This window comes from Paenibacillus sp. WG02 (assembly GCF_055396115.1).
Genome location: NZ_AP036016.1, coordinates 5121502 through 5147543 on the forward strand (window position 1 = coordinate 5121502; position 26042 = coordinate 5147543).

Consider the following 26042-nt stretch of genomic DNA (forward strand, 5'->3'; position numbering starts at 1 on the left):
TTGTAAAATTTCACGGAATTTTCGTTGCTTTAAACACAATTATTATGATATTTTTAACTTCGTGAGTTTTTTCTACCATTTGGTCTGTTTATCTTATATATTCGATCAAAATCTAGTGCATATAGCAAAATATAGGAGGATTATATGACAACGTTATTCACAAAAAAGAACGAAGTCGATTTCTTGCAACTTCTCATCCGTGCTGCAGAAAACGCCTTGCAAACTGCTCAACTATTTCGCACAGCCATGATGGGGGATAAACCGCCTATTGAGTATGTTAAAGCGATTAACGATTTAGAGCACGCAGGCGATACGATTACTCACGAAATTTTTAAAGGTTTAAACAAAGTATTTATTACACCAATTGATCGTGAAGATATTATGGTTCTAGCCTCCAAAGTGGATGATGTAACAGACGGTATAGAAGCTACAATCGCTCGTTTCGACTATCTTGCTGTATCACATACAGATTCTTATATGAAAGAGTTTTCGGCTGTCATTGTAGACTCTTGCCAGCATATGCTGGATGCGTTCAAGCTTCTGGCGAAGAAAAAATACATGCAAATTCCTGAGCATACGGTTGCTATTAATTCCCTCGAGAATGACGGAGACCGTTTGATGCGCGAAGGGATTCGTCAAATTTTCATCACACGCAAAGACCCGTATGAAGATTTTAAACTAAAAGAAATCTATGAGCGTTTGGAAGAAACAACAGATGCTTGTGAAGATGTAGCCAATATCCTTGATAGCGTTGTACTTCGTTATTCATAAGACACATTCGTGTCCTATGTGGTACGAAGATAGTTTTCCATATGGAAAACTCTTAGGAGGAAATCATGTTAACTTATTTAATCGTCATCGTTGTGCTCGCCTTACTTTTTGACTTCATTAATGGATTTCACGATACGGCAAATGCGATTGCAACATCCATTTCCACACGAGCCTTAAGTCCGCGTGTAGCCATCGCCATGGCTGCCACACTCAACTTTGTCGGAGCCATGGTTTCCTCTAAGGTTGCCAAAACCGTTGGTGGAAGCATTGCCAACCCAGCCAAAATTGAACACGGCGTTGAAATCGTCATCGCTGCCTTACTTGCCGCCATCATTTGGAACTTATTGACATGGTATCTGGCCATTCCTTCATCTTCTTCGCATACACTTCTTGGTTCTCTAGCCGGAGCAGTTATCGCTGGCGCCGGAGTTCATGCAGTGAATTGGAGTGGTTTTACGCAGATTATTATCATTTTGATTCTATCGCCGATTATTGCTTTCGCCCTGGGTTACTTAATTATGATCTTGATCAAGTACATCATTTTATGGTCTGGTAACACATCAAGATCGAAGCTAAATCGCTTATTCCGTACCTTGCAAATTTTATCCGCGGGATTGCTTTCCTACTCCCATGGCGGTAACGATGCACAAAAAGCAATGGGTATTATCGTATTTGGTTTAGTAGCAGCTGGTGTTCAAACAGACTTGGAAGTACCGATCTGGGTGAAAATTGCTGCCGCTTTAGCCATGGGGCTTGGAACATCCATCGGTGGATGGCGAATTATTAAAACCGTTTCCGGTAAAATAGTTAAAATCGAGCCCATCAATGGCTTTGCTTCGGACTTAACGTCATCACTCGTTATTCAATTCTCTACCTTTTTGGGTAAACCATTGTCAACGACGCATGTTATTTCCTCCGCGATTATCGGGACAGGCAGTGTCATGCGCTTCCATGAAGTTCAATGGGGCACGGTTGGACGCATGTTGATCACTTGGGTTATTACGATTCCGATCAGCATCGCTCTCGCATTCTCGATCTACTTCGTTTTGTTCAGACTCATTTTCTAAAAATAAAGGCACGACCCAAGCTAATCGGGTCGTGCCTTTTTCTAATCCAAATAATAAGCTAAGCTTTGCAATTCGGTTGTAAAATCCGCATGGTGCACTCGCACTTCGGGAGGAACCTTAATAATGACGGGAGCAAAATTCAGTATCGCTTCAATCCCGCAATCTACGAATTGATTGGCTACATTTTGAGCTTCGTTCGCTGGGACCGTTATGATGCCTATGCGGACGCCTAATTCAGATAAAACCTTCTTCATCTCATGCATCGGTTGAACGATTAGGTTGTTGATCGATTCCCCGGCCTTGCTTGGCATTGCATCGAATACAGCGACAATCTTCATATCATTGCGTAAATAAGTATTATAATTGCACAAAGCGCGGCCTAGATTACCCGCTCCAACAAGAGCTACTTGAATATGGCGATCCAACTTCAGGATCTGTCTAATTTTTTCAATCAAGTAAGCAATGTCATAGCCGATTCCCTTTTTCCCGAATTCTCCAAAATAAGCCAAATCCTTACGAATCTGAGCCGGATTCAGATCGAGCTTTTGACCCAAATCCTGCGAGGATACCGTCGATACATTTTTCATTGCAAGTTCATTCAGAAAGCGTAAATAAATGGGCAGCCTCCTGACGACTGCTTCCGATATTTTTTGTGTTTTCAACTTTACGCCTCCCCCATCCACTCTTCAATCCTAGGTAACATTTGCTCAGTCGTCATATGCTCAATCTTCGGACCAGGCAATGAATAAAGGAAGTGCTTGCCATAATACGTATCAATCACTCGAGTATCATAGATGATAACGATGCCTTTATCGGATGCACGTCTGACAAGCCGGCCAAAGCCCTGCTTAAATCGAATGACAGCCTGCGGAACTGAAAATTTCATAAATGGATTTTCGTTGCGTTTCTTTATATTTTCACACTTAGCTTCAACTAGAGGGTGATTCGGAGGTTGAAACGGCAAACGGATAATAGCAAGACAGCTGAGTGCATCTCCAGGAATGTCGACACCCTCCCAGAACGAGCTGGTGCCCAACAGGACGCACATTTTATTATCTTGGAACATCCGGGTCAGTTTACTCCGATTGCCGCTGTCTACCCCCTGCCCGAGCACGGTAATCCCATGAGGCTTCAAATGGTCCTTCATCCCCGCATAAATTTGCTTAAGCATGCGATTCGACGTGCACAAAATCAACATTCGTCCTTTTGTAATACGGGCCACATCACTAAGCGAATCAATTAGCGCGTTGATAAAAACAGGATCACCTGCACCTTTGATCATTGGGAAGTCGCGAGGAATTACGACGAGTGCTTGCTCTCTGTAATTGAATGGAGATGGCAATTGAACGGTTTTCAATTTGCCCGATTCTTCATCCTCAGGAATGGCTAACCCTAATTGATCTGCTGAATATTGAAAAGATTTATTAACAGACAATGTCGCGGAGGTCAGGATAATACTGTCTTTGGTCTCAAAGAAATGCTGCTGCAGCAGACCGCTTACATCGGTAGGCACGGATACAAGCTGCAGAGACTTCGATTTGGCGTAGGTACCCGCTTCCATCCAATACACATAACCCTCATCGGCCATTTTCATAAAAAAGTGCAGAGCATCTCGGTGATTATACAGTTCCTTTACCGTGCCATTCAAATCGGTGACTAAACCTTGGACCCCGAAGACTTCCTGCATGTCCTTCACTTCATTTAACAATTTATCCAGCGTGCGGAGTAAATCATTGGCATTCAAATAAATATTGTCTTCCATAATCAAAAGCTCTCGCCACTCGGGTGGAAGCGTTTCGGACTTCATCCGCAGTACATACTGTGAGTTTTCCGATTGCGAAGGATCGCTTCTTGAAGATAACAACTCATAGAGCGCTTCGCTGAGCCGATCCCAATCCTCTTTGATTTTCACAATTTTGGGAAAGAGCCCGTCAATGGTCTGACTCCAAGCGGCCGCGCGTTCCGGCTGCTCATCCGATTTCTGCAACCGAAACCGCAGCATCGGCAGTTGGCCGCTGCGATTATCTTTATATAACCATAACAACGAATGATAAAATGCAGAAGAATGCAGCTCAATGCCAAGATGCTTACTAGCCACTTCTTCGAAGTGATGTGCCTCATCGATGACAAGGTGCTTGTAAGACGGTAGAAGGCGGTTCTCAGCCTTCATATCCGTGAAAAGGAGGGAATGGTTCGTGATGATCACATCGGCCGTATTTGCATCATTCCGAGCGCGGTGATAGAAGCATTTCTTATACCAGGGACACATGCGATTCAAACAAGAATCGGTGTCACTTGCAACCGAATACCAGAACTGCGCACCCTTATTTCCAAAATGAAGCTCCTCTTCATCTCCATGTTCCGTCTCACTTAGCCATACAACCATCTGTGCGGCCGTGATCGGATCTTCCTTCCCATTCTCGTAATCACGTGTCGTTAACTTTGTCTCGAATTTACGCAAGCATAAGTAATGACTTCTGCCCTTGAGCACAGCAGCTTTGAAAGGAATAGGGAAAATTTCCTTCAAGAGTGGAATATCCCGCTCACGAAGCTGTTCTTGTAAGTTAATCGTGTGTGTAGAGACAATCACTTTCTTCTCATACTTGATGCCATAATAAATGGATGGAATCAAATACCCAAGCGACTTCCCGGTTCCCGTTCCCGCTTCGATCATCAAATGCTGATCTTGCTCGAGTGACTTCTCGACTTCCCGGATCATTTGCTCTTGGGATTCACGGTCTTCAAAGATTTCGAATTTTTCCCGTAAGGCCGTTTTCAAACCTTGATGGAACTCTGTAAAAGAAGAACCTAAATCATCCGCATCGGAGTCTTTGCGCGTATCTTCCTCTTCGCCCCAATCCGTGACATTCAGCGTAAATTGCCGGAAATATCGATTCGTATCCATATCCACACTAGTGATAGACTCTTTGTAGATGCATATTTCATCGAGGAACCAGCCTAAATCGCTGTTCCCGTTTTCGAAAATGTGCTGCAGGCGCTGAATAGTTAGAAGTGGCAACCCAAGCAAGCGTTCCAAACATATAATCCATATAGCCGCCGTTACTTCCGCATCACTATCCGCTTGGTGCGGCCTTTCATGATCAATACCAAACAAACCGGCCACCATGCTGAGCTGAAGACTCGAAATAGAGGGAAATAAGATGCGAAGTAAATCCATCGTATCCAACACACGTCCTGTGAAGGGCGGGTATCCTGTTTTCGTTAATCCTTTTTGCAAAAAAGAAAGATCAAAAGCCGCATGGTGCGCCACAAGTACACTATCGAACAACAGCGGAAACATATCTGCCATGACTTGGTCTAGTGAGGGTGCATCCGCAACCATTTCTTCCGTAATCCCTGTAAGTGTTGTAATCGAAGAAGGTATACTTATCCCTGGTTTTACCAGAGAAGTATACCTGTGAGTAATTTGAAATTGATCTATAATGACGAGTCCAACCTGAATAATTTCGTCCGCAGGCTGACTTCCTGTCGTTTCAAAATCCAAAACCGCAAATTTCATGACGTGTACCTTCAATCCTTTCGTCCTGCACTTCTCCTAGCATACCAAATCTTATTAGGAAAAGGGAATACCCAGTTAGCCGCTTCCGTATTAGGATTCGTCCAAATTGATCAGCGGCTCCATGCAAGAAGGATCGGTGTGATACGCTTTTTGAAAATATTCAAAAGCTTTTTCCATATTCTGATTTTGCACTTGTATGCAGCCCATTGCGTTGTAGGAAATAGCCTTCATCTTGGTATTGTCGGTCAAGGGCAGAAGGAACTTGAAGTGTTGATAAGCTTCTCCAAACTCCCCTTTGCGCAAATGCCCCATCGCTAAATACACCCGAGCCAGCAAGAAATCCGGCTGCCTTTGAATCAGCACTTCGAATTCTTTGATCGCTTGATCGTACATATAAAGTTTGTAAAATCCCTGGCCCCGCATGAATTCATCCGTCTGTTTCCCAGACACATCTAAATCCATTAGCTCATCATGAAGGGTTTGGGTACTCATCGGTACGGCCCCATAAAACTTTCCCAACTTCTCCTCAAAAAGCAGCCACGCCTCGATGAACTCATCGCTCATCGTCTTCAACACCTGTAATTGTTCGTCGAGCTCCGCCTTTTTTTCCACATCACTATTCGGATATTCTTTTTGGATTTCTTCCAAAACCTCGTTCATTGTGGAAAATAAATGCTTAAACATTTTGCATCCCACCTTTGCTTCGAAAGCTTATCCTCATTCTTTGTAAACAGAGCCGATTTCATGCATGGAATTCATCCTCTTAAAGGATCGTGGAATGCTCTTCTTCCTTCAAAAGCTGCGCAACTTTATTATTTTCACCCATAATGGCAACCGTTGGTTGATGCTTCTTGGCCTCTTCCTCCGTCATCATCGCATAGGAAATAATAATTACCGTATCACCGGTCTGAACTAATCGGGCAGCCGCCCCATTCAAACAAATCACACCTGTGCCGCGCGGCCCCGGAATAATATAAGTTTCGAGACGAGCGCCATTGTTGTTGTTCACAATTTGCACTTTCTCATTCGGCAGCATACCAACCAGATCGATCAAATCTTCATCAATCGTAATGCTTCCGATATAGTTCAAATTCGCTTCCGTAACGGTTGCACGGTGGATTTTAGCTTTCATCATGGTTCGAAACATGGAGGTCACTTCCTGACTTGTAAAATTAAATTATCGATCAAACGCGTCTTGCCGAATTTCACGGCCAAAGCAATAATAATAGAATCGGTATGATGGCTATTTTCAAAAGGTTCTAAAGTAGGATAAGCAAGTACCTCTACATAGTCAATGATGGCTAAAGACGCAGTTGCAAGATGTTGGCTGACCAAGCTTTCAAGCTCCTGCGGTGTAAAAGTTGCATGTGATTCCACATATGCCTTTGCTTTCTGTAAGGATTGAGACAAAACGATAGCTTGCTTACGTTCTTCCTCAGACAGATACACGTTACGCGAACTCATTGCCAGCCCGTCTGCTTCACGCAATATAGGACAAGGAACAATCTCAATGTCGAGATTGAGATCTTGCACCATTTGTTCGATAACAGCAACCTGCTGGGCATCCTTAAGGCCAAAAAAGGCTTGATCCGGCTGGACAATATGAAACAGCTTGCTCACGACAGTTGCGACCCCATCAAAGTGTCCAGGCCGCGATGCTCCGCAAAGTCTGGAGGTAAGACCAGTTACACTGACGGTAGTACGCGTTGGTGCAGGATACATTTCGCTCACAGATGGCATAAACACCAAATCAACACCCGCCGCTTCGGCTAATTGCAAGTCCCGCTCCGTATTGCGCGGGTACCGCTCGAAATCCTCACCTGGACCGAACTGGAGCGGATTAACAAATATACTTAGCACGACAAGTCCACTTTGAGCCCGTGCTTTGCGGAGCAGACTAGCATGGCCTTCGTGTAAATAGCCCATTGTGGGCACAAATCCAACCGATTGGTCGTTCTTGCGTCGGAAGTCCTTAATGCGAGAACGCAAATCAGCAATTGAATGAATCACTTCCATGGTCTGGATCGCTTCCACGGCTCTCACTTCTCCTTATCGCCATATAAATATTCAACAACATCGTTGTCCATATGAAACGTATGCTCTTGCGCAGGGAATGCCCGCGCTTTCACTTCTTTCACATATTCGCCTATACCAGCACGAATAGTTTCCCCTATATTCGCGTATGCTTTTACGAACTTTCTGGCAGCACTGTCAGAACCATACTGAAGCAGATCATGATAAACAAGTACTTGCCCATCACAGTGAATGCCTGAACCAATGCCAATCGTCGGGATCGACAACTGCTTCGTTATCCACTCAGCCAACTCGTCAGTCACCAGCTCTAAGACCACCGCGAAAGCTCCCGCTTCCTCCAGAGCTTTGGCATCACTGAGCAGTTTCTCGGCTTGCTCAGAGCTGCGTCCTTGTACGCGGAATCCACCAAGTTGATGTACGGACTGCGGAGTTAAACCCAAATGTCCGACGACCGGCACACCAGCGTCCGTGATCGCTTTAACGGTTGCCGCAATTTCAGCTCCGCCCTCCAGCTTAACCGCCTTAGCTCCGCCTTCTTGCATTAAACGGGCAACACCTCGAAATGTCGTGTCCAAGCTTCCATGATAAGTTAAGAAAGGCATATCTACTACAATGAACGTATTTGAAGCTCCTCGCACCGCGGCACGTGTCTGGTAAACCATATCATCCAGTGTGACCGGCAGGGTTGAATCGTAGCCTAGTACGACATTCCCCAGCGAATCTCCCACAAGGATTACATCAATTCCAGCCTCTTCAGCCAATCGGGCTGAGGGATAGTCATAAGCAGTTACCATGGTAATGGGAATGCCATCTTGCTTCATTTTTCTCATCTTAACTGTCGTAAGCGGCTTACGTTGTTCCATTGATATCCCAGCTTCCCTATATAAAATAAAAAACCTTTTAGCTAAGAGCTAAAAGGATCGCATGCAGAAAGAATCCAATGATCCCTCTGTCTCGGTCCCATAAGGCTCAGAGCAGAATCCAACATCTTGTTTCAAGTCCTATTCCTTTGTAAAAAAAATACAACCGTCAAACTTCAAGTGCAGTTCCTATAAGGATACCGCCTTGTCATGCTATTATACCAAATGTTGCTTCCAATTGATACCTTTACTTCAGTTCAATATCTCCGGAATAGATCTTTATTTTCTTTCCATCTTGCGTGATTACCGTTAATGCCCCTGAGTCATCCAGCGAGTCAGCGATGCCTTCAACAACACCTGAAGGTGAATGCGTGCGAATTGGACGTTTCAAAGTTACACTGAGAGCCTCCCAAAGCAAACGGATTGGGGCGAAGCCTTTCTCCATATAAAGCGCATAAAGTTCTTCAAATTCTAATAGAAAAGCTTGTACCAAACTTTCTCTTGGGATGTCTGATCCCGATTCAATCGCTAGTGAAGTTGCAATACTCCGCAGTTCCTCGGGATAATCTTCCCTCTTCAAATTCACACTGATGCCAATCCCTGCAATCACATACTTGAGCCTTTCATCTTCCCCGCTGCTTTCTAGCAAAATACCGCTTACCTTTTTCCCTTTAATCAGAAGATCATTGGGCCATTTAATACCAATGTCTACCTGGCAAACCTTCTGGATGGAGCGACACAGAGCTACCGCGCTAAGCAGCGTTAATTGAGGCATGAAAAAAACAGGAATACGCGGCGTTAACACGAGACTCATCCAGATCCCTTTACCGGCCTGAGAATGCCACGCACGCCCCATTCGGCCTCTTCCCGCTGTCTGTGCCTCAGCCAGCACAAGCGTTCCCTCAGGAGCTCCTGATGCAACGAGAGCGTGTGCAATGGTCTGCGTAGATTCGACTTCCCCGTAAACATGGATTTTCTGGCCAAGCACCTTGGTTCTCAACCCGCTCAACAGTTCGTTCACTTGCCATGTATTAGGCTTGCTCAGCAATCGATACCCTTTGCGCGGCGCTGCTTCAAATTCATAGCCTGCCGATCGAAGCTCTTCGATATGCTTCCAGATCGCAGTGCGGCTAACGTTAAGTCGTCGGCTGATTTCCTCGCCGGAAACGTAAGCTTCCGGAGACTCTTGGAACAGCTCTAATATACGTTTATTCATACGATCACTCACGATCTATCGGTAATTTATTTGGAAATTGATTCATCTGGTAATGCTGCAGTTGTTGTAGTTCGTGCAACATTGTGGATGTAAATCAGAGTTATTCTATAATCTGTTGTAGAATGTACAACAATTTGGTTCCTTTTTAGGCCATTTCGCAACAAACGGGCTCGAAATGTTGTACAAACTACAAATTCAAGTTGCGAAATAGCCTTTTGGCGAGTGAATTGTTGTAGAAAATGCAACATTGGTATCCACTATAACATCGCTCGAGTGGACGGATTACACCCATAATATCATCATTCAAATAATAAAAAAACCGCGCTGCGCTGCTACTTCGCAGCACGCGCGGCTAGTAAAAGTGATTCTCGCTCATTCGCAATTTCACCGAGCGCGGTTCGTTCAAGGAGCTGCTGCAGCAGCATGCCCATCCATGGGCCCGGCTGCCGGCCAAGTTCACCGCCAAATCCGTGCCGGATATGTCGAGTTCCTTCAGGCTGAAGCAGGGGACCTCCTTCAGCCAAGCCTCCCCGCGTCGCAGCAGCTCCGGCGCGGCGTTCTGCAGGAAGCGCGCGAGCTCGCCGCGCTTCTCCGTGCATTGCGGCAGCACGCGCAGCAACCGCAGAAGCGCGCGGGCAGCGGCTTCGCCGCTGCGCACCGCGCCAAGCTTCCAGACCCGCTCCAGCGGAGCCGAGTCCTGCACGAATGCGGCGTCCTGCGAAGCGCCGCCGCTCATAAGCTGCGCGGCCACAGCCTCGCGCAGGGCCAGCACCGCCACGACCGCTTCGCAATCGGCGCGGGAGAAGGTCAGCTCCTGGAGCGCCGTGCGGACCGTGTCCGCCGGCATCTCCAGAAGCATGAGCAGCATGGCCCAGCGGTCATGCTGCCCTTCTAGCGCGCTGACAGCGTCCAGCGCGTCATCCCAGGCGAGCCATTGCTCAAAAGGCAGCGGCAGCTGCTTTTTGAGGTGCGCCGTGAGGCGGCTCGCCAGCAGTAACCGCACAGCCCGCGCGGGGGCTGGGCCTTCGATCATGCGCTGCAGCTCGCTGCGCACGCGCTCCATGGCGATGTGGCGCAGCAGCGGAGCTTGCGCAAGCAGCGCCTGCCACGTACTCGACTCGACTTCCAGGCCATAGGTCGAGGAAAAACGAACACAGCGAAGCATGCGCAGCGCATCTTCGCCGAATCGTTCCTCTGCAGCCCCCACGCAGCGGAGCACACCTAAGCCCAGATCCTGTTGCCCTGCGAAAGGATCCAATACAACACCCGCTGCGTCCATCGCCATTGCGTTCATCGTAAAATCGCGCCGCTTCAAATCCTCCGTCAAATCCGAAATGTATTCGACGGAAGTCGGGCGGCGGAAGCCCTCATACTCGGTTTCCTTGCGAAACGTCGTCACCTCGTAGGTCCCTTGTGACAGGATAACCGTTACGGTACCGTGTTGCAGACCCGTTGGCGCCGTCCGCGGGAAACACGACATCACCTGATCAGGCAATGCAGATGTCGCAATGTCGATGTCCTTGATCGGTCTGCCAAGAACAGCATCACGAACGCAACCACCTACAAGATACGCCTCATAACCAGCTTCCGTAAGCTTAGTGAGAACGATAGAAGCTCCAGGATCTATTACTTTTGCTTTAACAACATCCGACATGTTTCTCCTAACCTGCTAACGTCCTTTTATTGACAGGACGAAGCTGTAATACGATGAGATTCTGGCAGTTCTCTGCCCAGCACGCGATAATAAATTTCCTCATATTGAACCGTAGTTATGTCATTACAGAAGGTATGTCGAGCACGAGTTAGGCAATTCTGCGATACTCTCTCATACAATGCTTGATTGCTAAGCAAGTTTACGACATGTTCAGCCATTTTATCAGTATCTCCAACATCTGCTAAATAGCCGGTTTCACCGTGCGTGATGAGCTCGGGAATCCCGCCGGCATTGGAGCCGATTGTTGGCACTCCGCATGCCATTGCTTCTAGAGCCACTAAACCGAAGCTCTCTTTTTCTGATGGAAGCAGCATCACGTCGGCAAGGGAAATCACCTGCGCTACATCATCCTGTTTACCGCAGAACGTGACCTTATCAGTGAGTCCTAGTTCCTTAACTTTAGCAATCATTTTGGACAGATCAGGACCTTCTCCTACGAACAAGAGACGCGACGGAATCTCCTTGCTGACTTTTGCAAAAATATCAATGACATCCTGCACCCGCTTGACTGGTCTAAAATTAGAAATATGAATCAGAATCTTCTCATCAGGCCGGGCAAACTCGCCTCTAAGCTTCGTTATATCACGCGGGTAATACACCCGTTTATCGACGAAATTATAAGTTAGATCGATGTCACGATCAATATCTAATAATTCTCTTGTTTCTTTGATTAAATCCTTCGAAACCGCTGTAACCGCATCGCTTTCATTAATCGCATAACGAATCAAGTCGGAAATGGATTGATCCTGTCCTAGAACGGTTATGTCGGTTCCATGGAGTGTCGTGACAACCTTAAGCTTAGTTCCAACCATCTGTTTCGCCAGAAGTGCACATACAGCATGAGGAATGGCATAATGAACATGCAGTAAATCCAGTTCCTCCATCTTGGCGACCTGCGCTAGTTTACTGGCGAGAGAAAGGTCATAAGGCGGATACCGAAAGACATAATATTGACTGACTTCCACTTCATGATAAAATATATTTTTATGAAATTTACCCAAACGAAAAGGCATACTGTGAGTAATAAAATGAACCTCATGTCCTTTTTCGGCAAGCAGCTTGCCAAGTTCCGTAGCAACAACCCCTGAACCACCTAAAGTCGGATAACAGGTAATTCCAATCTTGAGTTTATCTTTCATCATGCACCTCTTTTCCGATCAAACGAATCGATCTACCACGAACGGCAGCTTAGAAACGAAACCTTCTGCATATTTTAACAAACGCTTTTGACCTAATACGCGATCTCGAGCTTCAACTCTTTCGATATAGCCCTGATTTAAAGGCGTGGCAATCGTACCTTGACCTGTTATAAATTGTGAGCGGTAAGCGCTCAGTGAAGCAATTTTTTCATCGTAATAATCGGTTACATCTACCATAAGATCAGCTTCGTAAACATCATTAATAAAATAAAAGATCAGCTGCTCCACATTCACAGGCTCTGAATCAGGCAAATACTTGCGAAGTTTAGCGTTAAAAACAGCTTCCTGAACCAGGCCCGAACAGGCCACATGGTCTGGATGCCGGTCCTGCCAGTAGGGCGCAAACACGATTCTCGGCTTAAATTTACGGATTTCTTGCGTAATCCGCTCAATATTTGCCTGCGTGGCAACTAATCCTCGATCCGGCAGTCCCAGATTCGTACGTACCTTCACCCCGAGAATACTCGCAGCTAGTTCAGCTTCCTCGAGCCTTGTTTCCACTGTGCCATTGGAGGACATTTCGGCATAGGTTAAATCACAAAGTCCAACCTTAAGCCCAGACTTGGTATGTTTGGCAATGGTGGCCCCCATTCCAATCTCAGCATCATCTGCATGTGCGCCAAATATAAGAATATCGAGAGTTTCGCTCATCTTATTCAATACCTGGCTTATATTTATGTACTAACTCTCTCCAAGCGAAATCACCGCGGTCCAGCGCTCTGACGAGGAGTTCTGCTGTTGCTACATTTGTAGCGCAAGGAATTCCTTGAACATCACATAAACGCAGAAGAGCAATAATGTCCGGTTCATGTGGTTGAGCCATTAATGGATCTCGCAGGAAAATAATAAAATCCATCTCATTTTGCGCTACCATTGCGCCAATTTGCTGGTCGCCCCCAAGTGGACCTGACATAAATCGATGTACGTCTAATTTCGTGCCATCCATAATGCGCTGTGCTGTCGTACCTGTTCCATATAACTTATGACCTTCGAATACATGTTCATACGCGGTAACGAAGTTCACCATTTCATCTTTCTTGCGATCATGGGCAATTAACGCAATCTTTAACATCTTAACTTCCACTCCCCTAGGGCTCTTTAATCTATAAAATGCTCGAATCCATAAATCATTCCGCTATATGTCATCACTTTACGTACAGCAATCGCAACGCCAGGCATATAAGCTGCACGATCATAGGAGTCATGTCTAATCTTGAGCGCTTGGCCCTGCTCCGCCATAATTACTTCTTGCTGAGCAAAGACGCCAGGCAGTCGAACGCTATGTATTCTAAATCCATTGTAATACCCGCCGCGCGAACCTTCAATTGTTTCTTCTTCTTTCGGATTGCCTTGACGCAGCTCTCCTCTAACTTCGGAGATAAGTTCCGCGGTTTTCACAGCCGTTCCTGAAGGCGCGTCCAGCTTTTGATCCCCGTGATACTCAATGATTTCAAGATTTGGAAAGTATTTTGCCGCTTGAGCCGCAAATCTCATCATAAGTATAGCTCCAATTGAGAAATTCGGTGCTATGATTCCGCCAATTCCACTTTCCTGGCACTGCTTGTCCAATTCAGCAATAGCTTCCGGTGTAAATCCTGTTGTGCCCATTACTGGGCGAATTCCAAGGCGAATAGCCAAGTTTGTATGTGAAACCGCTGTTTGCGGTCCTGTAAAATCTACTAAAACGTCAGGTCTGGATTCTGTGAGTGCCTGCTCCAAATCATTGCTCATTTGAACCCCACATTCTTCAAATCCTACCATCCTTCCTAAATCAATTGGGCCAGAGGAGCGGTTAACCCCCGCCACCAATTCCATATCGGACTCTGTGAGTACGGTCTTCACGACCTCTCGCCCCATTCTTCCACTTGCACCAATAACGGCAACTCGAATTTTACGATCCATGTTGAGAATATCTCCTTTTTGTATGTTTCAAGCCTATAATTTCATCTTTTGTTGATAGAGAGCCGCATGCTGTTTGGCAATTTCATGGTGAGGCTCCAACCGCACCGCTTCCATAACGGTTTGATACGCTCTTCCATAATCCTTTCGAAAAGCAAATGCTTCTCCTAGAATAAGATACGCTTCAATAGCCAGAGGATCAAGAGCAATCGCTTCTTTTAGTAAGAAAATCGCGCTTTCCGAATGCTCAGATTGGGTACTCAGCTGTTTTTGTGCTTTCTCAACTAATTTTCTTGCATGCAGCACTTGCAAATGATAACGATATGCTTCATTATCTTTAACCAATTCTAGTGCCTTTGAAGCATGCTCTATGGCTTTTAACAATTTGTTGCTTCTTGCGAAGGTAATCGATAGCTTGTAGTGATAGGCAGCATTGTTTGGTTCTTCAGCTATCGCTTTTTCAAACCATTCAATGGCTTTTTCAAAATCATGACCAAGTATGGATTCGTACGCTTTCTGTATTTGAGTTTCTCCATTCATCTGCCCATCCTCCTCTACCCGAAATCGAGTCTCCTGTTATTGGGGATGGTATAGTTTATGAAGCTTATGTAGTTTCGGTGTTAATTTTAGTCCATCGACCCGCGTCCCGCGTGTTGAATTTATGCATGATTTTATCATGCGCTTCCGTCAAATCAATACCCAAAGAGTTCGCGAAACAGATGGTAATGAATAGAATATCACCGAGTTCGAGCTCTATAGAATTGTCTTCTTCCGTGCTTTTTTTTGGCTTTTCACCGTATGTATGGTTCACTTCTCGGGCTAATTCACCAACTTCCTCTGACATTCTGGCCAGCATAGCTAAAGGACTGAAATATCCTTCCTTGAACTGGGAAATATAAGTGTCAACCTCTTTTTGTATATCTTTAAGAGTACGTTCGGACATATTCACCCTTCTTTCCATCATCTTCACCGAGCTATCATTACTATGTTAAACTATAGAAGAAAAGTTGACAAATTTTTTTGGCTACAACCATCAAGTATTTGGAGGAACAGGAATGAGATTCAAGGAACGATTTGCTGATCGATTTACGAATGTAGTTGCAATCATGATCGGCACAGCTATTTATGCGTTTGGTTTGCACTATTTTGTTATTTCTAATGAGTTAATGGAGGGCGGGGTTACAGGTGTTTCCTTGCTGCTCAAATATGTACTAAATGTCCCACCTTCCCTATCTACCCTGTTGATTAATATTCCTTTGTTTTATATCGGATGGAAGAATTTTGGTAAAGGACGGATGCTTTACACCATCTTCGGCGTCGTTTCGTTGTCTTTCTTTCTATGGATCATGGAGCTGCTCATTAAAAAAGAATGGCTAATCCCTTTTCACACCACTCAGGATTACTTTCTAGCGACTCTATATGCGGGTATTACACTCGGGGCAGGACTTGGACTTGTCTTCCGTTTCGGAGGTACTACGGGCGGCTCTGACATCTTGGCTCATATCGGCAATAAGAAGAGAGGCTGGAGTGTTGGCCAAGTTATCCTTATTATTGACGTCATCGTCATTGGCTCTTCGTTAATCTATTTACCAAAAGAGAAGGTCTTATATTCACTTGTTGCCGTCTTCGTAAGCTCTCGGCTCATTGATTATATTTCCGAAGGCGCTTACGCCGCCAAAGTATTTACCATTATTAGCGATCAAGCCAATCAGTTAGCACAAGCCATTACGACGGAACTTGACAGAGGAGTGACTTTATTCCCAGCTAGGGGAGCCTACTCCGGCAATAATAAGGAAGTTGTTTATTGTGTCGTCTACCGCCACGAAACGAGAAGGCTTCGAGAGCTCATTCATGCAATGGATCCTAGTGCATTCATCATTATTGGTGAAGTACATGATGTTATTGGTGAAGGATTCAAAAAACACTAACATAAAAGTGGGTTGAGCAGCTATGATAGCTTGCTCAACCCACTTTTATGTTCTATCTATTTTCGCCTTCTTTTGTTTGCTTAACGTGTACAATGTGTCGTCCTGATTGGTACATTCTCCATCCAACAAAGGATAGCACACTGACAATAATGAGACCTATTCCTAAAGACCAAATGATTGGCTGCCGAGGGTCCGTTATTGGCACGAAAGCGATGGCATCCTTGTTCTTCATGAACAAATCATCCAAAACGTGATTTAAATGGTCAAGCCCTGATTCCAATTGTCGAACCGACATAGGCTGACTATTCAAATTCGTACGGATAAAAGCAAGCAGCGAATCAAGCTTTTCGACGGAAGAAGCATCTCGGCTAATCAGCAAGGAAGGATGGATTATGGCAATATGCTGCGAGAGTTTACCGAAATTCGCCACTGCCTCCTTCTGTTTATTCGCTTTAACGGCCTCATTCAGGATATTTGTATCATTTTGCAGCACTTTATAATATTGCAGCCACATGGGCTGGTTCTTATGCGTTAAGGCATCTGTGGCAAGCCGTATTTTGGCAACAGCGATCTGCCCTTCTTCTGGCGAATAGGCTGCCGCATTGTAAACCCTTTTCGCTTGTGTAATCGTCTCTGTTAAAGCATTTAACCCCTCAACAGATGTAATCCCTTCGAAATGAATCTTAGGTATCTGATCAGACATTTGCATCAGCTTATTTCTCGCTTCTATGACTTGACCATCCATGGTTTGTTTGTACATATCATCGGCAATTTGGTTCAAAAACGCTATCCGCTCTACTTGTTCAGTATCTATTGGCTTAGCGGCTTGTCCGCTTGTACTCGTGCTAACTCCACAAGCTGAGCTTATACTAATAACGGCTGCCAGCAGAAGTGTGGTCGTTAACCATTTCATACCGGAATAATTAAACATGGGACATCCCCTCCTTCACCATCATCATATGGAGGTTTGTCCCAATTTAGACCAGCTGCTATGCGGTTATGTACTTCTTTTCTTGCGGGTAAGCAGGCATACAATAGCTATCAAAATGCCAGTGATACTTAACCCTACGGTGAACCACTCAATGTTATTTAAATAATTGTCCACAAGTACATCAGGTAATCTTGGAAAAACACCTCTTTCATAATCCATGAAATCGTTCCAAAATGTCCAAATGGCAACAAAGATAATAGCCGTTAGCCTGTACCGGTACCATCGAACAAATAGCAGCGCTTCCACAGCCATGGCCAAATGGGAAGCTGTCAACATCCAACCATCCCAACCAACGGGAACTCCTTGCCAAGCACCAGTCCAAATCATAGTAACTGCCCAGATTCCATATTTAAAGGAAGTAATCAATGCGAATGCCTCAACAAACCCGCGAATAGCACGATAAAGCTTACTAGGCTGCTGCTCCAAAGAACGGTCCATCAGCAGAAAGCCGATTGAAAGAGTGAAAAACAAGCTAGCTGTTGGACTGTCTGGAACAAAATATACGTACCAAGCAGGGTAATTAGCAATCGTATCGACCATCTGTGCCCAGTACCACTCATAACCATAAATAGTTCCTAGAAGGTTTGAAATAAAAAACGCCCACAACATCTTTTTGCTAAGCAGAAAATCCTTACTCCAAAAATAGGAAACGGACAACCCTTGCTGCAAGTAAGCTCCTCCTCTTGTGCGAACTTATCTAAAAAAACCTGACCGCTCTCGCGATCAGGTTTTCCTATTTTATTGGGCCTTTTGTTTGGATAGCCACTCCGCAAGCTTTGTGATATCGGCATCAGATAAGCCTTTATCAATGTTAGCTTGGTATTGTTTACCCATGTTACCCTTACCGTTTTTGATAATGCCAAGAATCTCATCTTGGGGATGTTTATCACCAACACCAAGTAAAGGAGGTACACCAGAAGCCGGCATCCCTTTAAGTCCAGCACCGTGACAAGATAAGCAAGTTGCTTTCTTGTAAATCTCTGCACCAGGATCATCCGCTGCAACGATTGCCGCAGATTTCTTCGTAGCACCGCCGCCACCAGTTGCACCAGCTGCACCTTTTTTCGCGTGCAGTCTTCCTCACGCTTAATGTGCTCTGGAACGATGTTTTTATCTTTCAATTCTACTTGGTAATGTGACCAAGATGTATATGTCAAATATGTACAAGCAACTAGAGATAAAATCATCAAGCTTGAAGCGATTGGCCTTCTGTAGAAACGACGTTCTTTACCTGTGTCCAAGAATGGAGCAAGAAGCAAGCCCCCGAACAGTAAACCAGGTACAACAACCGCTCCCAGAACAACATAATTACCAGATGTATATGGATATTTCAACAATTGATACATGAATAAGAAATACCAATCCGGCATCGGAATGAACGCTGTGTTCTTAGGATCCGCAGGGTATCCTAGCGGAGCTGGATCCGACATGACCAGTACTAGCATACCGACCAATACGACGACACCAACCATCCATTCTTTCAACAAGAAGTTTGGTATGAACGCTTCTGATTTCCCCGGATATGCAGAATAATCTTTAGGAATCAGTCGTTGCTCTTGTGATTTCTTTATTACGCGGGAATCTCCCACATAAACGATTTTTTCGTCTGACTTATGACCATGCGCCACGCATTGACCCTCCTTTCAATTATAGCGGTCCGGAAAATACCTTGTTTGCGAATCATGAAGAAATGTCCAGCAAGCAAAGCTAGCAGAACGCCTGGCAGGAAGAATACGTGGATGGCAAAGAAACGAGTCAATGTTTGAGCGCCAACAATGCTTCCACCTTGCAGCAATGTTTCAATATATGGTCCCGCGAACGGTACCGAAGCTGCGATCTTCATACCTACTTGTGTAGCGAAATAAGCTTTGTTATCCCAAGGTAGCAGGTATCCGGTAAAACCAAGACCTAACATAACGAAGAAAATCAACATGCCTACAACCCAGTTCATTTCACGGGGTGCTTTATAAGAGCCTGTGAAGAACACGCGCAGGGTATGTAAGAACATCATGACGATTACTAAGCTGGCTCCCCAGTGGTGCATACCTCTGACAATAACACCGAAAGCCACTTTATGTTGTAAATAGTCAACGCTGGCATACGCGTTGATAATATCAGGTGTGTAATACATAGTTAAGAACATACCTGACAAAATTTGAATGACTGTAATGAAAAACGTCAATCCGCCGAAGCAATATACGAAAGCGGAAAAATGATGAGCAGGGTTTACGTGCTCTGGAACCTCGTGGTCTGCTACATCCCTCCACATTGGCGTAATATCAAGACGTTCGTCAATCCAGTTGTATACGTTTTTAAACATCTGATGCTGACGCCTCCTTATACTCTTGTGTTAGCATGTAGTTGTCCCACATAAACGAAGCCATTCTCTACTTTGGTCGTGTACTCATCCAAAGGCTTTGGCGCTACAGCAAGGTTCTTACCATCTTGCGTATAGTGAGCACCGTGACAAGGACAGAAATACTGATCTTTGTAAGCAGGATTATCGTTCCAGTTAACTGTACATCCAAGATGCTTACAAGTTGGATTCAACGCAAAGAGCTTGCCGCTTTTGTCTTTGGAAATCCATGCAACTAGTTCAGCATCGCTTTCGTACCAGCCGTCAACCTGATGAATTTGGAACGTAAACGCTTGTGGAACATTTGTAATTTTACTTTCTTCGACAACTTTAACCCAATCCGAAGCACTTTTCTTTTGAAGGACAGGATCAATAGCAAACCGTATCATCGGTATAATAATACCGGCTCCCATGAATCCACCAGCGCCACCAAGGGTGTAAGAAAGAAATTGTCGACGAGACATTTCGCGTTTGGTCCCGGGCTTCTTCCCATGCTGTTCTTCTTTGTGATTGTTATGATCACTCATTCTCAGGTCTACCCTCCTACATTGGCCGAAGTCCGAACCCTCTCGGACATCAGTTACCTCTATCACGTGTCGTTCGACATTACACTACATAACTAGGACATTACTAATAATAGCCTACGACTACTAGGTCGTCAAGAATCCATAACTCCTTTTCAACGGTTGAAATCTCGGCCATCGGACAAATTTTAACGAAATTGTCACAACTTTTTGGAAGCTAAAGAAATTAATTTCTCCCCTTATCCTGCACAACTTTTTTTCCATTAATACGCTTATCTGTTTAAAGTTAATCGTTCTGCTGCCATAGATCTTGTACTTGTTTGGAAATGCTTGATTTGATTAGTTCCGATTGGCTCGTCCACTGCTCCATATCGACAACAATCAGCAAATCCGTCTGCTCATCTTTCCAAAGAAGCTGCTTCTGTATGTATGGTAAGACCGATGACATAACGGAACCCCATTCTTTTTAAATGAAGGGAGACGGCATTCAATTGTTCTCGCATATCCGTACCCGTTATGTAGTGAAGCGCTGGATAAGTTACTACTCTGCCCTTGAACGGAATTTCAATCGTTTCCAGCGCATCTCGAAGCTGTTCTAAGGCGATTGTCACTTGTGCTGGATCTTCAAACCCGGTCAACCCCGTCAATGGAAGTAAACAAGTGTCCAAATACGGTTTCAATTCTGGCCAATCTTGTGCGGAAATATCATTAAACTTCAACGAGTTGTCCTCCCCTATTGTTTGCCAAATGTACGTTTGCTATGTAATGTCATGATGCACATCTTGTACTTTAATCCGTCCTTTTCTGCCTGTCAATCTGCTCGCCAGATTGTTCACCGCGCAAAGCGTCGAATGCTTCCTCTAGATCTTGCTGCTTCACAACCAGATAGGGGCTCTCCCATTCACCTTTTAATTGGATATAGCGAACGGTTGATGGCTTCAAATCACGGTAGGATTTTGTCAATGTACGAATCTCATCGGCTGGAATATCCGTTTTAATGGTGCTTCCAATGATATCAAACACTCCTCCCCAAGCTGTCAAACCGTTCAATGTGGTTAACTTATCTAGTAACTGATTAAGTACTAGCTGTTCTCTTTGATTACGCTCCATATCAGATGATTCTGCCGTGCCCAAATTGGATTTCCGGTAACGAATAAAATCTAATACTTGCTTGCCATTCAACTGCTGTGTTCCTTTATTCAAATGAATATCCGTTCCGTCACTTTCGTCCTGATAGCGCATATCCATATCCACGTCAACGGTCATTCCACCTAATTGATCGATCATCTTCCGAAAGCCATCAAAATTAATAACGGCCATATAATCAATTGGAACTTGATAAACATCACTAAATAATCTTTTCGTTTCATATAGGGCTGTGTCTCTATTTTTATTGTAATAATACGCATAGAAATAATTAGCTTTGTGAGATCCGTCTAATCCCGACTTATCAGCTTCAATCTCCAGATCCCTAGGTATGGATACCACAGTTCCTTGATGCGTTTTCGGATCAATGCGGAAGAGCATCATGACATCTGTATTCAACGAGCCTTCATTACCTTCTCGTTCATCTATTGCCGTTAGGAGGAACGTTAACGGCTTCTCTATGGGATTGGTCGCTTGTGTTACAGGCACCCTGCTTTCGCCATTTAAGTTTGATGTTGCAGCGGCTTCAGGCGCAGCAATGTGATCCAACGTCTGATTCAACTTGTTATATAAAATAGCTGCATACACAGACGCAGCTCCTAGAATTAGCCCTGTGATCATAAGAACGGGTAACATGATCTTTCGAATTCGGTAATTTTTTATCATTTTTTTCATTCGTAGTCTCCTTATGTTTGGATGTAAGAGTAAATTTTATAATTAAATAAGGGTTTGGAATTATGAAATTGACTCTATAATGCTCTTTATATGGACGCGCGAGTCGTCGAATTAGTTCTTTTTTCACCCGATAAGCAGCAAAAAAGACACGTGAAATAGATTCACATGCCTTTCTTTTACGTGTTTATCGCTGCCACCACATAAATAATTAACCCAATGATTGTAACGTTTTAAGCTCAGATGTAAGAGCTAGGAACGTAGTTTGGTCTCCCTTGGCTAAAGCGCGGTCAATCTCTATATAGAGATTTTCTTCTTTATATTTGCGTATGGCATTATCCCAAACCATTTCCGCGAAAAGTGCCAGCAGCGCATCGTTAGATACATTCATTTTTCCCATGAGACCTACCTCCAAATGTTGTCCGCGGTTTGTCAGGAGCTTCTTTTTCGCAAAAACATGTAAGTCTGTTTCTTGGTGTATGCCAATCCCTTGTGTATGCCCCTACTCCATCATATTCACTCGGTACATTACCGCTTCATTCAATCGCCCGATTCACTAGGAATGTGTCTTTACCTATCTATTTGACATCTTCTTTGAACAGCCTGCTTTCTTTATCCAGAAAGAGGACGACTTTATCTTCTTCAGCAACAAAGGTACCTTGAATGACTTTCGTACCAAGCTTGGTGACTTGAATCACAGCTCCATACTCCTGATCTTCCCCGATCCGAATCAAGCCCAAATGCATCATCATTTGTAGAATACGCTGTTCCACAATCGATTCAGAAGTATCATAATAGAAGGGTTTAACAAGCTTGCAAAGCACCTCTTCTAGAGATGCCATGGTCACCCATTGCCCGCCTAGACGATCAATCCAGGCTGCAATGGTCTGAACATTCGGAATCGGATTTTTATAAAGCCGCAGCCAGAACTTATACACATCTGAGAGGTTTTCTTTCCTGCCTTCTATCAGCCGTTCTTTTCCATCTTCTGTTAATCGAAGTGTTTGTGAGTGCTCACTAATCAGTTGCCTGTAAAAGCAATAATCATAGATGAAAGAAAAACGGTTCGGATACTCTTTAAACATGCGGCCATAGCCGAATCTCCATGTCCCTTTGGTTACCATCTCTTCTTGAACCGATAAACGATTGAGAATTTGTTGAAGCTGTCTTTTGTACATCGAACCTTCCGCAGTGAGCGGTAGTTCCTGTTCTTGAGAGATGAACGTCAAGAAATGATAGATGTCATCGACGATAAGGTGTTGCTCATCACGATATACATTGGGTTCGCTAGTTGTTTTCAAGCTTTGTTTGAACTGACCTGTTAGAACATCACTGAATCTACGCTTCAGATCTTGCGGGACATGAAATAAAAACTTCGTTTGCTGGGAATAGCCGTTAAACAACCATCCAAGTTTCTTGAATTTAATGATCATATCCCGAGGATTCCAATCCTCTGAGTCCTCCTTCTGAAATCGTGATTGTTGAACTCTAGCGATAAGTTCTTCAATACTGAAAGCATTGCGAGGATCGAAAAGCAGCGAATTCAAAAAACGAATATCTTCTAAAGCTAGACCTTGAATATGCTTCTCGAAAATCTCTCTGCGCAGCGCCGTGCTCAAAATCGATTGAATCAATTCATTCTTCGAATGACCATTACACTCACACTCGTAGGTATGAGCAATTCGGCCTAATTCATGGATATCGGCATAACTGAGCATATCCGCTAGGTTCATTTCCATCCTACATCCCCCATTTAGCGAAGCTTTCAGCTCCGAGGTTTCTAGTAACCATTATGGGATTTTTCACCGAAAATATTCCAATCGAAATAAAAAAACATGACTCTTTCAAAAAAGTCATGTTTATTTTATAGTCACTATTCAGTTATAGATTGTAAGTGATTTAAACAGTTATATAATTGAAGCTCCCAGCCTTCATCTTGACGCAGTAGAATGGTCAGTGATGTATTCTGTAGAAAGTCTTCACTATCCATGCGAAGCACTCTAAGAATCTGCACGATGAAACCACCATGCGATATTAATAATATTTTCCCCTTCGGATTGGCCTGAATCAATTCTGCTTCAAGCTCTGTCCATCGTTTCCATAGTTCATCATCCGACTCTTGACCTAGTTCCTGAAGCTTCCAATTAGGCCCCCAACGCTCTTCTCTTTCCGCAACAGTAGTTCCTTCTACCTGTCCATATTTACGCTCCCTTAGCCTCTTGTCCGTGCGTATAAAAGGTATTCCCGATAGATCCGAAACAATTTGCGCAGTTTCTCTTGCTCTCGTCAAATCACTGCTAATAATGCCATCCCAAGTTTCTTTTGCTAATCTTAGTCCAAGTAACCGAGCCTGTTCTCTGCCTTCTTCCGTCAAATCCGTATCTAGCTGCCCTTGAAGCTTACCAAGACGATTCCATTCTGTACTCCCATGACGTATGAATCCAATTGTTGTCATTTGCTTACCCTCCACATATCCATAAAATAAAAAATGCTCCTACAGGAGCATTATGCTTTTGTTCGTGACAACCAATTCATAATAATAATTGTTGCAATTAGACCTAGTATCGAAACGACCAGTAAATAATGTGGATAAGAGTGAATAGGTCCAACGTGGAAGCGTAAAGGTTCCATGAAACTAGGATTCAGACTCGCTACCGCGTCTCCCATCTTATGGCCATTCATCGATTCAGTACCGCTGCTCTTCAAGGCTTGCGGCGCTTGGAGATCAAACAAAGAATTATCCGCCGTTGCTATTGAAGATTGTGGCGTTCCATCATACACAATTGCAAATAAGAAGCTGAACACGAATAAGGCTAAACAAAAAGCAATAACTGCGGTAAGATTCCGTCTAAGCGTGTAAGAGATGGCATACATACGTTCAGAAACCGGAATTCGCCATGACTCATTTTCGTATATTCGATTCATAACCTTACCCGAAACCATTGGCTCATAATCAGGCAGCTCACTCTCGATCGCTGCAGTACGAATGAGTATCGTACTTTCTTCCCATATTTGAAATTCTTCTGCACATTCGGCACAAGTTAAAATATGCTCATCTACCGCGGCACGACGCAGGTCATCATTCGGCAAATCCCAATATACTCCAAATAATTCCTGGATCTCACTACATTTCATGCTCTTTCATCCCTTCGATTCTTCGAATATCGGCTCACTGAAATAAGGATCCAGTTGTAATTTAACGGATGCCCTTGCCCTAAACAAGAGTGACTTCACCGAGCTCACTGTTTGACCTAAAATGTTCGCGATTTCCTGATAATCCATCTGATCGTATTCTCTAAGGATCAAGGCCGATCGTTGTTTCTCTGGTAAACTATTAATAGCTTCGCGAACCATAGTCACTTTCTCATTACGTAGCATAGCTTGCTCTGGCATGGCATCAAAGGATGCATGTGGCGTCAGTCCACTTTGTTCCAGCGACACTTGTACGCTTTTATTTTTGCGCAGCTCACTCAGAACCGTATTTCGGGCAATGGTGTACAACCAGGTTGAAAAGGATGCCTCGATTTCTCGGAATGAATGCAAACTGCGATACGCTTTATAAAAAGTTTCGTTACACAGATCTTCAGCGATGGCTTCCATCTGCGTATTCTTTAACATATGAAAAATAAATGCAAGGATTTTACGCTCGTAACGACGCATAAGTTCATTGTAAATCTGAACATTTCCATCCTTGATTTCTCTGATCAATTGGGAATCGGTCATTACGTGGCGGCCCTCCTATCGATCCCGGGTACCACTCCAACTGCTCATACATGTTGTACTGCGGCAGGAGTGAAAAGTTGCGGTTATTTGTAAAAGTATTATGAATTTATGTACGAATAAAATATGAGCCTATAAAACCTTCTTGATTCATCACGAAATTCCTGCTAGTTTCGACAAATTGTTCGATAAAGTTCAATTTGCAGCGTGTCAGATGCACACAACAAACTTTCCTTCCCATTATATAATAAAATCAGAAAAATATGGTACATAAACACAAAAAAAAACCGCCGAATCGGCGGTTGCACTTATGGTGCGATTATCGGATAGGAGTGGAGAGAAACCATACTGTACTTTTATTATATGTATACGGTTTCATTCTGTCAATACTTATTTTGAAAACGTTTACCAACTCATTTTTTTAA

29 protein-coding genes are annotated in these 26042 nt (G+C 44.2%); 3 read left to right on the plus strand and 26 right to left on the minus strand.

What is annotated here, in order from left to right; translation table 11 throughout:
* Positions 1 to 144 precede the first annotated feature (144 nt).
* A complete protein-coding gene (locus tag ACBP55_RS23315; RefSeq protein ID WP_029193056.1) occupies positions 145 to 771 on the plus strand; it encodes a DUF47 domain-containing protein in 627 nt (208 codons plus the stop codon).
* Positions 772 to 836: 65 nt separating this feature from the next.
* The gene (locus tag ACBP55_RS23320; protein ID WP_464645302.1) at positions 837 to 1838 is read left to right on the plus strand and encodes an anion permease; all 1002 of its coding nucleotides are present in this window, start codon (positions 837 to 839) and stop codon (positions 1836 to 1838) included.
* 41 nt (positions 1839 to 1879) lie between these two features.
* On the opposite strand, the gene ACBP55_RS23325 is transcribed toward ACBP55_RS23320, so the two are convergent.
* The 14 genes from ACBP55_RS23325 to ACBP55_RS23390 all read right to left on the minus strand — a co-directional run bounded on the left by ACBP55_RS23325 (position 1880) and on the right by ACBP55_RS23390 (position 15223).
* Positions 1880 to 2500: a redox-sensing transcriptional repressor Rex gene (locus ACBP55_RS23325; protein ID WP_029193054.1), complete on the minus strand. Its 621-nt coding sequence runs from the start codon at positions 2498 to 2500 to the stop codon at positions 1880 to 1882.
* Between the two features lie 2 nt (positions 2501 to 2502).
* Positions 2503 to 5358, minus strand: coding sequence for an ATP-dependent DNA helicase DinG (gene dinG, locus ACBP55_RS23330; protein WP_464645304.1), 2856 nt, complete (start codon positions 5356 to 5358; stop codon positions 2503 to 2505).
* A 90-nt stretch (positions 5359 to 5448) separates the two neighbouring features.
* A complete protein-coding gene (locus tag ACBP55_RS23335) occupies positions 5449 to 6042 on the minus strand; it encodes a tetratricopeptide repeat protein (protein WP_029193052.1) in 594 nt (197 codons plus the stop codon).
* 79 nt (positions 6043 to 6121) lie between these two features.
* Complete coding sequence (gene panD / locus ACBP55_RS23340) at positions 6122 to 6505, minus strand: aspartate 1-decarboxylase (protein ID WP_464645306.1); 384 nt, start codon at positions 6503 to 6505, stop codon at positions 6122 to 6124.
* A 5-nt stretch (positions 6506 to 6510) separates the two neighbouring features.
* Positions 6511 to 7374: a pantoate--beta-alanine ligase gene (gene panC / locus ACBP55_RS23345; protein ID WP_464653389.1), complete on the minus strand. Its 864-nt coding sequence runs from the start codon at positions 7372 to 7374 to the stop codon at positions 6511 to 6513.
* A gap of 23 nt (positions 7375 to 7397) precedes the next feature.
* Positions 7398 to 8255, minus strand: coding sequence for a 3-methyl-2-oxobutanoate hydroxymethyltransferase (panB, locus tag ACBP55_RS23350; RefSeq protein WP_464645308.1), 858 nt, complete (start codon positions 8253 to 8255; stop codon positions 7398 to 7400).
* Positions 8256 to 8499: 244 nt separating this feature from the next.
* Positions 8500 to 9468, minus strand: coding sequence for a biotin--[acetyl-CoA-carboxylase] ligase (locus tag ACBP55_RS23355; protein WP_464645310.1), 969 nt, complete (start codon positions 9466 to 9468; stop codon positions 8500 to 8502).
* A gap of 352 nt (positions 9469 to 9820) precedes the next feature.
* Positions 9821 to 11122 (minus strand): CCA tRNA nucleotidyltransferase, encoded by a 1302-nt coding sequence (locus ACBP55_RS23360; RefSeq protein WP_464645311.1) that lies wholly within the window; start codon positions 11120 to 11122, stop codon positions 9821 to 9823.
* A gap of 26 nt (positions 11123 to 11148) precedes the next feature.
* A complete protein-coding gene (gene bshA, locus ACBP55_RS23365) occupies positions 11149 to 12321 on the minus strand; it encodes an N-acetyl-alpha-D-glucosaminyl L-malate synthase BshA (protein ID WP_464653390.1) in 1173 nt (390 codons plus the stop codon).
* Positions 12322 to 12339: 18 nt separating this feature from the next.
* Positions 12340 to 13032, minus strand: a complete 693-nt coding sequence (gene bshB1, locus ACBP55_RS23370) for a bacillithiol biosynthesis deacetylase BshB1 (protein ID WP_464645312.1) — start codon at positions 13030 to 13032, stop codon at positions 12340 to 12342.
* 1 nt (position 13033) lies between these two features.
* Positions 13034 to 13453, minus strand: a complete 420-nt coding sequence (locus ACBP55_RS23375; protein ID WP_464645314.1) for a methylglyoxal synthase — start codon at positions 13451 to 13453, stop codon at positions 13034 to 13036.
* A 26-nt stretch (positions 13454 to 13479) separates the two neighbouring features.
* Positions 13480 to 14283, minus strand: coding sequence for a 4-hydroxy-tetrahydrodipicolinate reductase (dapB, locus tag ACBP55_RS23380; protein WP_029193043.1), 804 nt, complete (start codon positions 14281 to 14283; stop codon positions 13480 to 13482).
* A gap of 33 nt (positions 14284 to 14316) precedes the next feature.
* Positions 14317 to 14820, minus strand: a complete 504-nt coding sequence (locus ACBP55_RS23385) for a tetratricopeptide repeat protein (RefSeq protein WP_268615705.1) — start codon at positions 14818 to 14820, stop codon at positions 14317 to 14319.
* A 64-nt stretch (positions 14821 to 14884) separates the two neighbouring features.
* Positions 14885 to 15223, minus strand: coding sequence for a nucleotide pyrophosphohydrolase (locus ACBP55_RS23390; protein ID WP_464645316.1), 339 nt, complete (start codon positions 15221 to 15223; stop codon positions 14885 to 14887).
* Positions 15224 to 15335: 112 nt separating this feature from the next.
* On the opposite strand from ACBP55_RS23390, the gene ACBP55_RS23395 reads away from it, so the two are divergent.
* Positions 15336 to 16208 (plus strand): YitT family protein, encoded by an 873-nt coding sequence (locus tag ACBP55_RS23395; RefSeq protein WP_029193040.1) that lies wholly within the window; start codon positions 15336 to 15338, stop codon positions 16206 to 16208.
* Between the two features lie 52 nt (positions 16209 to 16260).
* Here the strand turns inward: ACBP55_RS23395 and ACBP55_RS23400 are convergent, their stop codons facing one another.
* The 12 genes from ACBP55_RS23400 to ACBP55_RS23455 form a co-directional block, all read right to left on the minus strand.
* The gene (locus ACBP55_RS23400; RefSeq protein ID WP_464645317.1) at positions 16261 to 17139 is read right to left on the minus strand and encodes a sporulation protein YpjB; all 879 of its coding nucleotides are present in this window, start codon (positions 17137 to 17139) and stop codon (positions 16261 to 16263) included.
* A gap of 66 nt (positions 17140 to 17205) precedes the next feature.
* Positions 17206 to 17868, minus strand: a complete 663-nt coding sequence (locus ACBP55_RS23405; RefSeq protein ID WP_464645319.1) for a DUF1405 domain-containing protein — start codon at positions 17866 to 17868, stop codon at positions 17206 to 17208.
* Positions 17775 to 18827 (minus strand): hypothetical protein, encoded by a 1053-nt coding sequence (locus tag ACBP55_RS23410; RefSeq protein ID WP_464645321.1) that lies wholly within the window; start codon positions 18825 to 18827, stop codon positions 17775 to 17777. Before ACBP55_RS23410 ends, ACBP55_RS23405 begins: the two co-directional genes overlap by 94 nt.
* Entirely contained in the window at positions 18770 to 19519 is a 750-nt protein-coding gene (gene extP / locus ACBP55_RS23415) for a selenite/tellurite reduction operon b-type cytochrome ExtP (RefSeq protein WP_464645323.1), read from the minus strand. The genes ACBP55_RS23410 and extP overlap by 58 nt, the downstream gene beginning before the upstream one ends.
* A gap of 17 nt (positions 19520 to 19536) precedes the next feature.
* A complete protein-coding gene (locus tag ACBP55_RS23420) occupies positions 19537 to 20082 on the minus strand; it encodes a QcrA and Rieske domain-containing protein (protein WP_029193036.1) in 546 nt (181 codons plus the stop codon).
* A 395-nt stretch (positions 20083 to 20477) separates the two neighbouring features.
* The gene (locus ACBP55_RS23425; protein ID WP_464645326.1) at positions 20478 to 20798 is read right to left on the minus strand and encodes a DUF2487 family protein; all 321 of its coding nucleotides are present in this window, start codon (positions 20796 to 20798) and stop codon (positions 20478 to 20480) included.
* A 70-nt stretch (positions 20799 to 20868) separates the two neighbouring features.
* The gene (locus tag ACBP55_RS23430; protein ID WP_464645328.1) at positions 20869 to 21900 is read right to left on the minus strand and encodes an LCP family protein; all 1032 of its coding nucleotides are present in this window, start codon (positions 21898 to 21900) and stop codon (positions 20869 to 20871) included.
* Positions 21901 to 22108: 208 nt separating this feature from the next.
* On the minus strand, positions 22109 to 22297 hold the full coding sequence (locus tag ACBP55_RS23435; RefSeq protein ID WP_029193034.1) for an IDEAL domain-containing protein: 189 nt from the start codon (positions 22295 to 22297) through the stop codon (positions 22109 to 22111).
* Positions 22298 to 22475: 178 nt separating this feature from the next.
* Positions 22476 to 23630 (minus strand): hypothetical protein, encoded by a 1155-nt coding sequence (locus tag ACBP55_RS23440; RefSeq protein WP_464653391.1) that lies wholly within the window; start codon positions 23628 to 23630, stop codon positions 22476 to 22478.
* A 140-nt stretch (positions 23631 to 23770) separates the two neighbouring features.
* Positions 23771 to 24352: a histidine phosphatase family protein gene (locus tag ACBP55_RS23445; RefSeq protein ID WP_464645330.1), complete on the minus strand. Its 582-nt coding sequence runs from the start codon at positions 24350 to 24352 to the stop codon at positions 23771 to 23773.
* A gap of 50 nt (positions 24353 to 24402) precedes the next feature.
* A complete protein-coding gene (locus ACBP55_RS23450; RefSeq protein ID WP_464645332.1) occupies positions 24403 to 25032 on the minus strand; it encodes an anti-sigma factor family protein in 630 nt (209 codons plus the stop codon).
* 6 nt (positions 25033 to 25038) lie between these two features.
* On the minus strand, positions 25039 to 25620 hold the full coding sequence (locus tag ACBP55_RS23455; protein WP_029193030.1) for an RNA polymerase sigma factor: 582 nt from the start codon (positions 25618 to 25620) through the stop codon (positions 25039 to 25041).
* Positions 25621 to 26042 lie beyond the last annotated feature (422 nt).

Coding starts and splice junctions, on each gene's coding strand:
- ACBP55_RS23440 (WP_464653391.1), bottom strand. CDS start 23,630: ATGAACCTAGCGGATATGCTCAGTTATGCCGATATCCATGAATTAGGC.
- ACBP55_RS23375 (WP_464645314.1), bottom strand. CDS start 13,453: ATGTTAAAGATTGCGTTAATTGCCCATGATCGCAAGAAAGATGAAATG.
- panB (WP_464645308.1), bottom strand. CDS start 8,255: ATGGAACAACGTAAGCCGCTTACGACAGTTAAGATGAGAAAAATGAAG.
- dinG (WP_464645304.1), bottom strand. CDS start 5,358: ATGAAATTTGCGGTTTTGGATTTTGAAACGACAGGAAGTCAGCCTGCG.
- bshA (WP_464653390.1), bottom strand. CDS start 12,321: ATGAAAGATAAACTCAAGATTGGAATTACCTGTTATCCGACTTTAGGT.
- ACBP55_RS23320 (WP_464645302.1), top strand. CDS start 837: ATGTTAACTTATTTAATCGTCATCGTTGTGCTCGCCTTACTTTTTGAC.
- ACBP55_RS23435 (WP_029193034.1), bottom strand. CDS start 22,297: ATGGGAAAAATGAATGTATCTAACGATGCGCTGCTGGCACTTTTCGCG.
- panD (WP_464645306.1), bottom strand. CDS start 6,505: ATGTTTCGAACCATGATGAAAGCTAAAATCCACCGTGCAACCGTTACG.
- ACBP55_RS23445 (WP_464645330.1), bottom strand. CDS start 24,352: ATGACAACAATTGGATTCATACGTCATGGGAGTACAGAATGGAATCGT.
- ACBP55_RS23430 (WP_464645328.1), bottom strand. CDS start 21,900: ATGAAAAAAATGATAAAAAATTACCGAATTCGAAAGATCATGTTACCC.
- ACBP55_RS23335 (WP_029193052.1), bottom strand. CDS start 6,042: ATGTTTAAGCATTTATTTTCCACAATGAACGAGGTTTTGGAAGAAATC.
- ACBP55_RS23420 (WP_029193036.1), bottom strand. CDS start 20,082: ATGAGTGATCATAACAATCACAAAGAAGAACAGCATGGGAAGAAGCCC.
- ACBP55_RS23395 (WP_029193040.1), top strand. CDS start 15,336: ATGAGATTCAAGGAACGATTTGCTGATCGATTTACGAATGTAGTTGCA.
- extP (WP_464645323.1), bottom strand. CDS start 19,519: ATGTTTAAAAACGTATACAACTGGATTGACGAACGTCTTGATATTACG.
- ACBP55_RS23400 (WP_464645317.1), bottom strand. CDS start 17,139: ATGTTTAATTATTCCGGTATGAAATGGTTAACGACCACACTTCTGCTG.
- panC (WP_464653389.1), bottom strand. CDS start 7,374: ATGGAAGTGATTCATTCAATTGCTGATTTGCGTTCTCGCATTAAGGAC.
- ACBP55_RS23455 (WP_029193030.1), bottom strand. CDS start 25,620: ATGACCGATTCCCAATTGATCAGAGAAATCAAGGATGGAAATGTTCAG.
- ACBP55_RS23450 (WP_464645332.1), bottom strand. CDS start 25,032: ATGAAATGTAGTGAGATCCAGGAATTATTTGGAGTATATTGGGATTTG.
- ACBP55_RS23390 (WP_464645316.1), bottom strand. CDS start 15,223: ATGTCCGAACGTACTCTTAAAGATATACAAAAAGAGGTTGACACTTAT.
- bshB1 (WP_464645312.1), bottom strand. CDS start 13,032: ATGAGCGAAACTCTCGATATTCTTATATTTGGCGCACATGCAGATGAT.
- ACBP55_RS23355 (WP_464645310.1), bottom strand. CDS start 9,468: ATGAATAAACGTATATTAGAGCTGTTCCAAGAGTCTCCGGAAGCTTAC.
- ACBP55_RS23385 (WP_268615705.1), bottom strand. CDS start 14,820: ATGAATGGAGAAACTCAAATACAGAAAGCGTACGAATCCATACTTGGT.
- dapB (WP_029193043.1), bottom strand. CDS start 14,283: ATGGATCGTAAAATTCGAGTTGCCGTTATTGGTGCAAGTGGAAGAATG.
- ACBP55_RS23360 (WP_464645311.1), bottom strand. CDS start 11,122: ATGTCGGATGTTGTTAAAGCAAAAGTAATAGATCCTGGAGCTTCTATC.
- ACBP55_RS23315 (WP_029193056.1), top strand. CDS start 145: ATGACAACGTTATTCACAAAAAAGAACGAAGTCGATTTCTTGCAACTT.